Annotated in this window: 15 protein-coding genes; 2 read left to right on the forward strand and 13 right to left on the reverse strand. The window is 42.8% G+C overall.

The window, feature by feature from the left end:
• Positions 1 to 41: 41 nt before the first annotated feature.
• The 9 genes from ACESR9_RS05985 to tsaB all read right to left on the reverse strand — a co-directional run bounded on the left by ACESR9_RS05985 (position 42) and on the right by tsaB (position 6,353).
• Positions 42 to 704 (reverse strand): hypothetical protein, encoded by a 663-nt coding sequence (locus tag ACESR9_RS05985; RefSeq protein ID WP_342983339.1) that lies wholly within the window; start codon positions 702 to 704, stop codon positions 42 to 44.
• A 102-nt stretch (positions 705 to 806) separates the two neighbouring features.
• Complete coding sequence (locus tag ACESR9_RS05990) at positions 807 to 1,133, reverse strand: AzlD domain-containing protein (protein ID WP_023919193.1); 327 nt, start codon at positions 1,131 to 1,133, stop codon at positions 807 to 809.
• The gene (locus tag ACESR9_RS05995; RefSeq protein WP_049474651.1) at positions 1,120 to 1,815 is read right to left on the reverse strand and encodes an AzlC family ABC transporter permease; all 696 of its coding nucleotides are present in this window, start codon (positions 1,813 to 1,815) and stop codon (positions 1,120 to 1,122) included. The genes ACESR9_RS05990 and ACESR9_RS05995 overlap by 14 nt, the downstream gene beginning before the upstream one ends.
• A 110-nt stretch (positions 1,816 to 1,925) precedes the next feature.
• Positions 1,926 to 2,279 carry a DUF3592 domain-containing protein gene (locus ACESR9_RS06000; RefSeq protein WP_373106023.1) on the reverse strand — a complete coding sequence of 118 codons (354 nt, stop codon included), beginning with the start codon at positions 2,277 to 2,279 and terminating at the stop codon, positions 1,926 to 1,928.
• A 249-nt stretch (positions 2,280 to 2,528) separates the two neighbouring features.
• Positions 2,529 to 3,074 carry a hypothetical protein gene (locus ACESR9_RS06005; RefSeq protein WP_373106025.1) on the reverse strand — a complete coding sequence of 182 codons (546 nt, stop codon included), beginning with the start codon at positions 3,072 to 3,074 and terminating at the stop codon, positions 2,529 to 2,531.
• Between the two features lie 51 nt (positions 3,075 to 3,125).
• Complete coding sequence (locus ACESR9_RS06010) at positions 3,126 to 4,100, reverse strand: hypothetical protein (RefSeq protein ID WP_042759808.1); 975 nt, start codon at positions 4,098 to 4,100, stop codon at positions 3,126 to 3,128.
• A gap of 135 nt (positions 4,101 to 4,235) precedes the next feature.
• The gene (gene tsaD, locus ACESR9_RS06015; protein WP_024054743.1) at positions 4,236 to 5,246 is read right to left on the reverse strand and encodes a tRNA (adenosine(37)-N6)-threonylcarbamoyltransferase complex transferase subunit TsaD; all 1,011 of its coding nucleotides are present in this window, start codon (positions 5,244 to 5,246) and stop codon (positions 4,236 to 4,238) included.
• On the reverse strand, positions 5,236 to 5,673 hold the full coding sequence (gene rimI, locus ACESR9_RS06020) for a ribosomal protein S18-alanine N-acetyltransferase (protein WP_024054742.1): 438 nt from the start codon (positions 5,671 to 5,673) through the stop codon (positions 5,236 to 5,238). The genes tsaD and rimI overlap by 11 nt, the downstream gene beginning before the upstream one ends.
• On the reverse strand, positions 5,670 to 6,353 hold the full coding sequence (gene tsaB / locus ACESR9_RS06025; protein ID WP_024054741.1) for a tRNA (adenosine(37)-N6)-threonylcarbamoyltransferase complex dimerization subunit type 1 TsaB: 684 nt from the start codon (positions 6,351 to 6,353) through the stop codon (positions 5,670 to 5,672). Before tsaB ends, rimI begins: the two co-directional genes overlap by 4 nt.
• Positions 6,354 to 6,645: 292 nt before the next feature.
• On the opposite strand from tsaB, the gene ACESR9_RS06030 reads away from it, so the two are divergent.
• Entirely contained in the window at positions 6,646 to 6,876 is a 231-nt protein-coding gene (locus ACESR9_RS06030) for a DNA-directed RNA polymerase subunit epsilon (protein ID WP_003008866.1), read from the forward strand.
• 3 nt (positions 6,877 to 6,879) lie between these two features.
• Positions 6,880 to 8,562 carry a ribonuclease J1 gene (gene rnjA, locus ACESR9_RS06035; protein ID WP_070586717.1) on the forward strand — a complete coding sequence of 561 codons (1,683 nt, stop codon included), beginning with the start codon at positions 6,880 to 6,882 and terminating at the stop codon, positions 8,560 to 8,562.
• A gap of 251 nt (positions 8,563 to 8,813) precedes the next feature.
• Here rnjA and glnA read toward each other — a convergent pair whose 3' ends face one another.
• The 4 genes from glnA to ACESR9_RS06055 all read right to left on the reverse strand — a co-directional run bounded on the left by glnA (position 8,814) and on the right by ACESR9_RS06055 (position 12,625).
• Positions 8,814 to 10,160 carry a type I glutamate--ammonia ligase gene (gene glnA, locus ACESR9_RS06040; protein ID WP_003012492.1) on the reverse strand — a complete coding sequence of 449 codons (1,347 nt, stop codon included), beginning with the start codon at positions 10,158 to 10,160 and terminating at the stop codon, positions 8,814 to 8,816.
• A gap of 39 nt (positions 10,161 to 10,199) precedes the next feature.
• Complete coding sequence (locus ACESR9_RS06045) at positions 10,200 to 10,559, reverse strand: MerR family transcriptional regulator (protein WP_014713966.1); 360 nt, start codon at positions 10,557 to 10,559, stop codon at positions 10,200 to 10,202.
• A 67-nt stretch (positions 10,560 to 10,626) separates the two neighbouring features.
• Positions 10,627 to 11,160 carry an FUSC family protein gene (locus tag ACESR9_RS06050; RefSeq protein WP_003008874.1) on the reverse strand — a complete coding sequence of 178 codons (534 nt, stop codon included), beginning with the start codon at positions 11,158 to 11,160 and terminating at the stop codon, positions 10,627 to 10,629.
• 265 nt (positions 11,161 to 11,425) lie between these two features.
• On the reverse strand, positions 11,426 to 12,625 hold the full coding sequence (locus ACESR9_RS06055) for a phosphoglycerate kinase (RefSeq protein ID WP_003008876.1): 1,200 nt from the start codon (positions 12,623 to 12,625) through the stop codon (positions 11,426 to 11,428).
• Positions 12,626 to 12,806 lie beyond the last annotated feature (181 nt).

The raw sequence follows: 12,806 nt of genomic DNA on the forward strand, positions 1-12,806 counted from the left end.
TCAATCTGAAACGAACTCGATTTTCCATCGAGTTCGTCTTTTTATTGTTCTTTGGTTAATGAAAAACGGAAATCATTGTATTTGGTGTAGTCAAATTCTGTATTGACAGGCGCTGTGAAAACAATTGGGGTATAATGGCCTTCTTCCAAGACAAAACCTGGCTCCAGTCGGAAGTTGGCTACACCTAGCCCTGTGATCCCAGGAAGTAAGGCATCCGCTCCATCAAGACCTTCAGCATCCCAATAGTAGATATTTCCAGTTGCTTTGACAGCTCTAGCCGTATAGGTCGCTGTCCGAGTCGGTTCGCTATCATTTTTGAAGCTAACCACTGTTGTCACATCTCCATTGGCATCCACTGTCATTTTAATCGCATCCGCTTGTGGACTAGATCCTACCCAAGTTCCCACCAATTCTGCAGGGACAGGAGCTTGCGTCGTAGTAGACGCATTCTCTGTCTTACCAGAGTCTTTTGAAGCTGTCGCGCTACTTGCTTGAGTCGAAGAGCTAGCTGTATCGTTTGCCTGAGAGGAAGATGCCGCACTCTTTTTGCTATTACTTTTGGCTTTTTTCTCTACCTTGCTGGTAGATGCTTTTTCGGATGAGGAAGCTGTTTTTTTATCCTTTGCACCACAACCACCGAGAGCTAGACCAAGTGAAGCAGCCACCAGAACAGCGGCACTCCAACGGAAGATTGATTTTTTCATACGATCACCTCTTTATCTTTCTGACTCCCATTATACTCCAATTGTTACAATAATCAAGTTTTTTTGTAACAATTGTAATTTTTTTGTAACATATTTTTACATTTAAAACACCAATCGCAATAGGGCGATCAAGACAATTCCAAACAAAACGGTTCCCATAAGATTTTTGTAACGAAAGGCTACAAAGAGACTGGGAATGGTCACTACTAGGTCCAACCAGTGAAACTGCGGAAGGCTTCCAATTTTCCCATCTACTAAGCTTGATAAAACCAAGGCAAAGATGATGGAAATGGGCAGGTATTTGAGAAAGCGGGTCACAGGAGCCGGCAGTCCCTTGTATTTGACTAAGAGGAAGGGCAGGATCCGAGGAATCCAGGTAACGAGGGCTGAGGCCAGAATGGCCATGAAGATATAACTATTCACGCGCATCGCAGACCACCCCCACAAAACAGCCGATCAAAGTCGCAGCTAGCACAGCTAGCGGTTGCGAAACAAAAAAGAGTAAGAGAAAGAAACTCACTGCTACTGCTAACAGCACCATGAGCATGGTCTTGGTCTTTTCTGTCAGTTGCATTCCTTGAAACTGGGCTGCAAAAATCCCAATAAACATAGCCACTAAAGCGAAATCAAGTCCAAAAGCCTTTGGATCAGGTAGGAGAGATCCTAGAGCTGTTCCGATAACCGTCGCACTGATCCAGGCCACATAGCCTACTAGATTGTTCCCATGCATCCAAGGAACTGTTATGGTATCCGTCTTTAACTTCTCGCTCAAGTAGACCCCATAACTCTCATCAGTCAGGAGGCTTCCAATCCCAATGGTATGAGCGAGACTAGCATCCTTAAAGTCAGACGACGTATGCAGACTCATCAACATATTACGGAGATTGATCAAACAAACCGTCAAGGCCATATTCAAGATCGAAGAATGGGCCGCAATCAGAGAGATCATCGCAAACTGAGCCGCCCCAGCATAGACCAAGATACTCATCAAGGCCATCTCCAAAGGAGAAAGATAGGGAGACGCCACCACACCACAAGCCAGGCCAATACTGATATAGCCCAAAGCCGTCGGTAGCGCGTCCCTCACCCCCTGCCAAAAATCTTTTTCCACTCTCTCACTCCTTTCTAAATCATTGACCTCTATTATAACACAAGAAAAAAGGTTGAAAAAGGACCAATGAGAGACTCAATCCATTTCTACTGCCCTTATATTTTAAAATCTTAATTAGCCTTCCAATCGTATATTATAGATAAAATTGTAAGGGTTACAAAAACGATCATAAAAATGATGTAGAGAATAAGAAAGAAAAGAGCCAACCTTTTATACAGTTTATCTTTATTACAAAAACGTTCAACATAAGACTCTTTTGGATTTTGAGGATTATACCAGACGGTCATAGTAGATCCTTTGGGAAAGGCTTCTTCTAAAACGTTTGTATAGGAGACCATTGAGTTTCTAGAAATCACTAAATTTTCACTTAAAAGATCCGGTGTATCAGCTACAGCCTTCCGACTCATCCAAGGGGCCGATTTCACCACGGTCCAACGATATTCCAGTTGTCTCTTATATGCCATTCCATCAACAATGTATTCGACAATTGGTGGATTTACCTGTTGTGCATATGCATACCCAACAACAATACCATCAAGCCGTTCTGTTGCTAGATTTTTCCTTCTTGCAAAACTCTTAGAAATGCAGGAGTAGATGAAAAAAAACAGTTAGGAAAAAGATAGACCCGCCCCCTATTGCAAAAAGAAATATAATATATACTGGCATTTTTCTACCTCCTATTTTTAAGAATATTAAAAGCTATCAAATCTTTCTTACTCACCATTTTCCACTTCTTGAGATATGATCTCTATCATATCAGGCCATTTAGATAATTGGTAATCAAATTTAAACATAAAAATCACTGAAAAACTAATGAGCAAAAAGAGTGCTGCAATGGTTTCATTTCCGATGACAAACAAAAGAATAGCGGCTACAGTTAGGAACCTAAAAAGATTGACAAGAAATGTAAAGTACACCTTCCGTCTCTTTAATGCCTTGATTAACTTCTTGCACTGATCCTCATCCAACTTAGATGTCTGTAATTTCAGGCTTGCATGGTAATATCGAATGATCCACGCAGCTAGGAAGTAGGAGATAACACCTAAAATTGGAATCGTTCCAAGTCGTACCAACTGATTGTCAAATATTCCAGCCTCCACTAATCCATCCGAAATTTTGTTAATAATAAATAATGTAATAGGGAGCAGTACATAAGACCAGTAGTTAGGAGAAGATGTCTCTTCTAGTATGATTTTTTCCTCCCAATCAAAATGGTAATTCTTGTTCTCCCATATTCCTAAATTAATCATTGTTTGCATAACAACCTCTTTTTCACTCTCCTTGTATGTTTTCTAAAAATTCTCTCAGTATCAATATGAAAAAGATTTACCGTTATAATACTGTTGAATCTCGTCGAACTGAGAGATTTTCGTATCCTTATTTTCTATACTCAGTTCTTTAGGCAGATAGGCATAATCGTACACAGAGGAACCTAATGTAAGAAATTCTGATTCAAGATCTATCAGTTCTTTTCCATTCGTAATGGCACCATTCTCAGAATTGATCACTTTATAAGCAAAACCTTCTGGTTTTGAAAAGAGTTTAAATGCAGTCGGATAGGATGCTTTTAAATTGATATTACCTTTGTAAGATTCATCCTTCCAAAAACCATTATAAAAGGGATGAACTCCAGCAGTGTAGCCTTTACGGGTAGAAATTGAGAGATACACTCTATTTTTCTCATTCACGTCTTCTTCTGTTATTTCTTTATCAATTTTAAGGGTTTTAAGATTAAGCAAAAAATAACGTGGCTGAGTTTGCTTCCTAATTTCAATGATAGCGTAGTCCTTCCCATTCATTTTTCGAAGAGTCGGGAAAGGACTATAGAGCTCAAAATCATCATTTTTTACATACTCCACCATCATCTTCCAAAGATCGACTTCCTTTCGTTTCGCCTTACTCCCTGTTAAATCATAGATTTCTAAATGGGCGTATTCATCTGACTTCATTTTTTTCGATGGAATAATATCTCTTACTCTGTTTCTTTTCCTAACCAAATAATTAGAGTTCACCTCAACCCAATCTGATGAATCGGGAGACTGTAAAGATTTCTTCCGTTCTTTTTCATCAAACTTCCATTCGACCAGAAGCCCATTTTTATTATGGATAAATTGAAAGTCTTTAATGTCGGATTTCGCATTATAGACCGAAAATTCGTAGGACTCTTTACTCTTATCACTTTTTTCAATTTTCTTTTGTGATTCGCATCCTGCAACCAGTAGCAAACAGACAACAATGACAAGAATCGTACCAATTCTATATTTAGAGCTCTTCTCTTTCTTCATATCTATTCTCTCCCTCACCATTCTTTTTTTCCTTCTATCATACCGAATTTTCTTTCACCTCGCAAATCCGCTACTAGTTGGTGAGATCCCAGCAAAAAAGCCATTGGAATCGCACATCCAATTGGCTCCTTTTTCTTATTCAATTCCTTCAAAGGCTAGGCTTGGTTTGGCATTGAGGTCCCAGCCTGCGAAGTTTTCTTTGTTCCACTCACTGACACTGGCATAGGCGATCATCCCTGCATTATCCCCGCAGAGGCGCAGAGGCGGAATGATGACCTTAACATCTGTGATCTCAGAAGCCAAGCGTTCGCGAAGACCTTGGTTAGCTGCGACCCCACCAGCAACGACCAGGGTTTTGACCGGATATTTTTCTAAGGCCTTCTTGGTCTTGGCCATGAGAATGTCTAGTACGGCTGCCTGAAAACTTGCAGACAAGTCTGCATTGGAGAGACTTTCTCCTTTTTGCTCGGCATTATGGTGCAGATTGATAAAGGCAGATTTGAGTCCTGAAAAGGAGAATTCCAGATTGTCTTCCTTGATCATGGCCCGAGGGAAATCATAGATATCAGCCCCTTGGTGGGCCAGCTGATCAATCTCACGTCCTGCTGGATAGGTCAAGCCCATCACGCGCCCAACCTTGTCATAAGCCTCTCCGACAGCATCATCACGGGTCTCTCCGACGATCTTATAATCACCCGCTTCACTGACGTAGACTAGTTCTGTATGTCCTCCACTCACCAGCAAGGCCAAAAGCGGAAACTCTAAGGGCTCGACGCTTTGAGCGGCCATCAAATGCCCTGCCATATGATTGACAGGAATCAAAGGAAGTCCATGCGCCCAGGCAAAGGCCTTGGCTGCAGCTAGGCCGACTAAAAGAGCTCCAACTAGGCCTGGACCGTAGGTGACAGCCACAGCTGTGACATCTGCTTCTGTGATACCGGCTTCTTCCAGGGCTTCTTCAATACAAGCGGTGATGACTTCCACATGGTGACGAGAGGCTACCTCAGGCACCACCCCACCAAAACGCTTGTGACTTTCGATTTGACTGGCAATGACATTGGACAAGAGTTGGTCGTCATTTTTCAAGACAGCCACACTGGTCTCATCACAAGATGTCTCAAAAGCCAAAATATATCTATCTTTCATTTGGGTTCCTCTTCATGATCACAGCATCCTCTATGGGATCGTGATAGTAGTTTTTCCTCCGTGCAATTTCTTCAAAATGCATTTTTTTGTATAGGCCTTGGGCCGGTTGATTGGACACGCGCACTTCTAAGAAAATTTCTTTATGGTCCGGCAACTGCGCGAGTAACTGCTGAGCTAGGCCTTGGCCTTGAAAGGCGCGCTTGACCGCAATCTGTAGGACCTCTGCTTCATAGAGAGTCTCTTGAATGGCGACAAATCCAAGGACTTGTCCTTCATCCACAGCTAGGAAATAGGAGGTCGATTCCTGCTCTAAATCGGCTTCAATCTGCTCCAACTTCCAGGGACTCGCTTCATAGACATCTTCCATGACAGCGAGAATGGCAGCCGCATCCTGGCTGCTCCCTTTCTTGATTGTTCCTTTCATCATAGACGCTTGATGTAAGAGGTCGTTGTTTCCGTGTGGTCTTTGAGCCAATTTTCCTCTGCTTCGACCCGTTTGAGATAATGAGGGACAAAATCATGGAGGCTAGCAGTCGCTTGTTTGAGACCGAGACGTCCGATTTTCACTGCATCTGGCAAGGTTTCATAGTAAGTAGCCCTTGGCAGGCTAGAGGCGATCTGCTCCTTAAAGGCCGTGACTTCTCCGACAAAGGTGACCTGCTCACTCGTCGCTGCATGCTCTAGGACTTCCTCAAATGGAAAATACCCTTCTGGTGCGACCAGCTGATCATCTTGGTAAAAACCTGCATAAACGTTGTTCCGACGGGCATCCATGACAGGCACTACCAAACCTTCTAGATCATCTGGCACTAGGGCTAAGAGGCTCGAAACCCCGACCAATTCAATTCCTAAGGTATGAGCCAAGGTCTTTGCGGTTGCGACCGCAATGCGCAGTCCAGTGTAACTCCCAGGACCTTCTGCCACCACGATCCGGTCCAAGTCCTTGGGTGTCAAGTCGATTTGTTGCATCAAAAAATCGATGACCGGCATCAAGGTAATACTATGATTTTTTTTAATGGTTAATGTTGTTTCTGCAAGTAGAGTCTCATCTTCTAAAATCGCTACAGAAAGAGCCTTACTCGAGGTATCAAATGCTAATAATTTCATTTCCTACTCCTCTTGAACTGGATTATATTATACTACAAATTCCCTTCAAATCCCAGCGAAACTCTCCTCTAGAACGCAGGATTTTCCTATCCAAAACCGCTTAAAAGCTTCTCTATTATAGGTCTTTGCCTTTCTGACTTTTCCAGTCTATCTTTTACTTACAGGCGAATTTATGATATAATAATAATTAATTGTATCGAATCAGGTCCACTAGTTGCGAGTAGGAAACTCTAGTGATTGCACTCCTTCGCAGCTAACAAATAGACCGAAATAATGAAAGGAAAATTACTTCATGATTTACAAAGTTTTTTATCAGGAAACAAAAGACCGGAACCCTCGTCGTGAAACCACGCATGCACTTTATCTCGATATTGATGCACCAAATGAACGCGAAGGACGTATCCAAGCACGTCAATTGGTTGAAGCAAACACAGATTTCAACATTGAATTTATCACACCACTTTCTGAGCAACACCTTGCTTACGAGAAAGAGTCAGGTGCTTTTGAACTAACGGAGTACTAATCCATGGCTTATACCTTAAAACCTGAAGAAGTTGGTGTATTTGCCATTGGTGGCCTTGGAGAAATCGGAAAAAATACCTACGGGATCGAATACCAAGATGAAATCATCATTGTCGATGCCGGGATCAAATTTCCAGAAGATGACCTCCTTGGGATCGACTATGTAATCCCGGATTACTCTTATATCGTTGACAATATCGATCGCGTCAAAGCGGTTCTCATTACCCACGGACACGAAGACCACATCGGTGGGATTCCCTTCCTTTTGAAGCAAGCCAATGTCCCTATCTACGCTGGACCTTTGGCGCTTGCCTTGATCCGTGGAAAATTAGAAGAGCACGGCCTTCTTCGTGATGCCAAACTCTACGAAATCAACCAAAACACTGAGCTTCAATTTAAAAATCTTAAAGCAACCTTCTTCCGTACGACTCACTCGATTCCAGAACCTTTGGGGATTGTGATTCACACCCCTCAAGGAAAGATTGTCTGTACCGGAGACTTCAAATTCGACTTCACACCTGTTGGAGAACCGGCTGACCTCCATCGTATGGCGGCCCTTGGGGAAGAAGGCGTTCTCTGCCTGCTCTCAGACTCAACCAACGCAGAAGTCCCAACCTTTACCAACTCTGAAAAAGTGGTTGGCCAATCCATTATGAAGATCATCGAAGGCATCCACGGGCGCATCATTTTTGCTTCCTTTGCTTCGAATATCTTCCGTCTTCAACAAGCTGCTGAGGCAGCAGTTAAGACAGGTCGTAAGATCGTCGTCTTTGGACGCTCGATGGAAAAAGCCATCGTCAACGGAATCGAGCTTGGCTATATCAAGGTCCCTGCTGGAACCATTATCGAGCCAAATGAGATCAAAGACTATGCGGCCAATGAAATCCTGATCATGTGTACAGGAAGCCAAGGAGAGCCAATGGCAGCCCTCTCTCGGATTGCCAACGGAACGCACCGCCAAGTGCAACTCCAACCAGGAGATACCGTGATCTTCTCTTCTAGTCCGATTCCTGGAAATACAACCAGTGTGAATAAATTGATCAATACGATTTCTGAAGCGGGTGTAGAGGTCATTCACGGGAAGATCAACAACATCCATACTTCTGGACACGGGGGGCAACAAGAACAAAAACTTATGCTCCGCTTGATCAAACCAAAATACTTCATGCCTGTCCATGGTGAATACCGGATGCAGAAGATCCACGCAGGACTTGCGCGTGATTGTGGAGTGGAAAAAGACAATATCTTCATCATGAGTAATGGTGATGTCCTCGCTCTTACAGCCAACTCTGCTCGGATCGCAGGAAGCTTCAATGCTCAAGATATCTATGTCGATGGAAATCGTATCGGTGAAATCGGAGCTGCCGTTCTTCGTGACCGGAGAGACCTTTCCGAAGATGGTGTCGTACTTGCTGTTGCGACTGTTGACTTCAAATCGAAGATGATCCTGGCTGGACCAGACATCTTGAGCCGTGGTTTTATCTACATGCGTGAATCAGGAGATCTGATCCGTGAAAGCCAACGCATCCTCTTCAATGCAATTCGCATCGCCTTGAAGAACAAAGATGCCAATATCCAAACCGTCAATGGTGCGATTGTCAATGCTCTTCGTCCATTCCTATACGAAAGCACGGAACGTGAACCCATCATTATTCCAATGATTCTCACACCAGATGACGAAAATTAAAAAACAACCAGTTGAGACCACTGTTTCAACTGGTTTTATGGTATCTTTTTGAGGATCAAAAAGAGGCTGGGACAAAAGTCCTAGCCTCTCAATTGTTTTTGGATTGTCGAGCAAGACGCAGTGGTTGAGTGGGCTCTACTACGCTGATTTCATCAGCTTTTACAGCCCTACTCAACTGTGCGGAGGTGGGACGACGAAATCGAATTCTAACGAATTACCGATTTCTGTCCCACTCTCTTTACTCTTGTTTCTTAATAAAGATCTAAATAGTTGTCTACTTCCCATTGAGATACGAAAGTCGCATAGCTTGCCCATTCGATTCGTTTGGCTTCAAGGAAGCTGGTGTAGATGTGCTCACCCAAGGCAGCTTTTACCACTTCGTCTTCTGTCAAGGCTTTCAAGGCATTGTGAAGGGTAGAAGGGAGATCTGTGATTCCAGCTGCTCTACGTTCTTCTGGTGTCATCACATAGATATTTTCTTCGATCGGAGCAGGTGCTTCGATTTTATTTTCAATACCGTGAAGGCCGACTTCAAGCAAGACTGCCAAGGCTACATAAGGATTGGCCATTGGGTCTACGGAGCGTAATTCCAAACGAGTTCCCATACCACGTGATGCTGGCACACGTACCAATGGGGAACGGTTGCGACCTGCCCAAGCGATATAAACAGGTGCTTCATATCCAGGAACCAAACGTTTATAAGAGTTGACGGTTGGGTTGGTCACCGCTGTAAAGTTATATGCATGCTTGATCAAGCCACCCAAGAAGTGATAAGCTGTTTCTGACAATTGCATGCCACGTGGATCTTCTGGATCAAAGAAAGCATTGTTGCCATCTTGGTCAAAGAGAGACATATTACAGTGCATACCTGATCCGGCAATTCCAAATTTTGGTTTGGCCATAAAGGTTGCATACAAGCCGTGTTTACGGGCGATGGTCTTCACAACGAGTTTAAAGATTTGGATCTTGTCACAAGCGCGAAGCACTTCGTCATACTTAAAGTCGATTTCATGCTGACCAACGGCTACTTCGTGGTGACTAGCTTCTACTTCAAAGCCCATCTTGGTCAAGACATTTACGATTTCACGACGAGTGTTATCCGCAAGATCTGTTGGAGCCAAGTCAAAATAGCCACCTTTGTCGTTTACTTCAAGAGTTGGATCTCCATTTTCGTCCAACTTGAAGAGGAAGAATTCTGGTTCTGGACCAAGGTTAAAAGATTTGAAGCCAAGCTCTTCCATATGACGAAGTGCCCGTTTCAAGTTGCCACGTGGGTCTCCTGCAAATGGTTTCCCTTCAGTCGTATAGACATCACAGATCAAGCCAGCTACGCTACCATTTTCATCTCCCCAAGGGAAGACTGTCCATGTATCCAAATCTGGGTAAAGATACATATCTGACTCGTTGATACGGACAAATCCTTCGATAGAAGAACCATCAAACATGGCTTTGTTTGAAAGAACCTTGTCCAGTTGCTCATCGGTAGCTGGAATTTCGACGTTCTTCATGGTTCCCAAAATATCAGAGAACATCAAGCGAATAAAAGTAACATTTTTTTCTTTTACTTCACGGCGAATATCTGCAGCAGTAATTGACATTTTTGTCTCCTTAAAATAGATTACAAGCTTATGAAATGATCAACGAAATTGACCATATGGCGATGGGGAAGATGTGAAGCGACTTTGCTGAAGAATGTCACGATGAAGAGCCTTACGAATGGCTTCTTGGCTGACCACCTTGGTTTGCTCTTGCTCTTTTTCCGCATATCTCTTCTTGATATCCGCAATATTCAAACCATCTGAAATATAATCTTTGATCTCAAGCAGACGGTCCATATTGTCCAATGAATACATGCGGCGATTGCCTTCTGTTCGATCAGGAGAAATTAACCCTTGATCTTCATAATAACGAATCTGACGAGCTGTCAAGTCGGTCAACTTCATAACACTTCCGATCGGGAAGACAGCCAGTGAGCGTCGTAATTCCTTTTCCTTCATACCATTCCTCTTTCTATTCTATTATATCGAAAAAAAAAACTATGTCAAGATTAAATGTTATATAATCTTACATAGGTTTTTTGTGCTTCTTAAGAAAATCCCGAATGCGGTCGACATCCGAATTGACCAAAATCGCAACAAAAACGCCGATAAAGGTCTCAAATATTCGGGCAAAAACATACAAGAAGGTTTCTCCGTTAGGAATCGAGAGAGTAATGATCAGCATTGCCGAAACTCCTCCGATAATTCCTGCTTTATTATTCATAGCGACATTTGTCATAATGGTTAACATAGTCGCAATTGGGACAAAAATCAGAGTCACCCAATACGCCCCATGAAAGAGCGTTTTTAAAAGGAAGAACAAAACAGCATAAAAACCTCCGATACTATTGCCCATGACACGCGAAGCCCCGAAGTGGACACTCTTATCAAAGTCTTCCCTCAAACTAAAAACAGCTGTCAAGGTCCCGATCTGAAGGCCGCGCCAGCCAAATATTCCAAAAATAAGTAGTACAATAAAAACGGCAATCCCTGTTTTAAAGGTTCTCATCCCCAAACGGAATTTGGACCAATCAAATTTGTGTCGTTTAAAGTAATCCATGGTCACCTATCTTTCTATCTCTATTATTCTACCATATTTTCAGAAAGGAGAGAACAGGTAAAAATAGAAAGAAAAGAGAGTGGGACAGAAATCGGTCATTCGTTAGAATTCGATTTCGTCGTCCCACCTCCGCACAGTTGAGTAGGGCTATAAAAGCTGATGAAATCAGCGTAGTAGAGCCCACTCGACCACTGCGTCTTGCTCGACAATGCAAAGACAATTAAGAGGCTGGGACTTTTGTCCCAGCCTCTTAATTCTCATTAGATTATTTATCTGTAAGAGCAGCCAATCCTGGAAGTTCTTTACCTTCAAGGAGTTCCATAGAAGCACCACCACCAGTAGAGATCCATGAGAACTTGTCTGCACGTCCAAGGTTGATCGCTGCAGCAGCTGAGTCACCACCACCGATGATTGATTTAACGCCTGGTTGTTTCACGATAGCGTCCATCACACCGATTGTACCAGCTTGGAAGTCAGGGTTTTCAAATACACCCATAGGACCATTCCATACAACTGTTTTCGCACCAGTCAATTCTTGGTCGAATTTAGCGATTGATTTAGGACCGATATCAAGACCAAGGAATCCTGGATCTACTGCTTCACCTTCAGTGTCTTTCACTTCAGTGTAGTCAGCAAATGCGTTTGCTTCTTTTGAGTCAACTGGCAAGATCAATTTGCCGTTTGATTTTTCAAGAAGAGCTTTCGCCACATCCAATTTGTCTTCTTCTACAAGTGAGTTACCGATTTCGATACCTTGAGCTTTGTAGAATGTGTAAGTCATCCCACCACCGATAAGGACTTTATCAGCTTTTTCAAGCAAGTTTTCGATAACACCGATCTTGTCAGATACTTTTGATCCACCAAGGATAGCTACGAATGGACGTTCTGGAGCTTCAACTGCTTCTTTGATGTAAGCAATTTCGTTTTCAAGAAGGAATCCAGCAACGGCTTTATCAACGTTTGCAGAGATACCAACGTTAGATGCGTGTGCACGGTGAGCTGTACCGAAGGCATCGTTTACAAAGATACCATCTCCAAGTGATGCCCAGTATTTACCAAGTTCAGGATCATTTTTAGATTCTTTCTTGCCGTCAACATCTTCGAAACGAGTGTTTTCAACCAAGAGAACTTGTCCATCTTCAAGAGCGTTAACAGCTGCTTCCAATTCAGCACCACGTGTAACACCTGGGATAAATTTCACTTCTTGACCCAATTTAGCAGCCAAGTCAGCAGCTACAGGAGCAAGTGATTTACCTTCTTTATCTGCTTCTTCTTTTACACGTCCAAGGTGAGAGAAGAGGATTGCACGTCCACCTTGTTCAAGGATGTACTTGATAGTTGGAAGAGCTGCAGTGATACGGTTATCGTTAGTGATCACGCCATCTTTTACAGGAACGTTGAAGTCAACACGAACGAGAACTTTTTTCCCTTTCAAGTCAACGTCTTTAACAGTCAATTTTGCCATTAGATATGACTCCTTCTTTTTTTAATACATGATAATTATATCACAAAAGCTGTAAAAGAGGTAGAAAAATCCAATGCTTTTCCCCTCTAATTCACAGGATCCGAACGACACTTCTAAATACAAGATCAAACCTCTCTGGTTTTCACCAGAGAGGTTTTTTGAGAGTGACTTTTTAAGTGAA

The sequence above is a fragment of the Streptococcus parasanguinis genome (assembly GCF_964238605.1).
Lineage (GTDB): Bacteria > Bacillota > Bacilli > Lactobacillales > Streptococcaceae > Streptococcus > Streptococcus parasanguinis_AJ.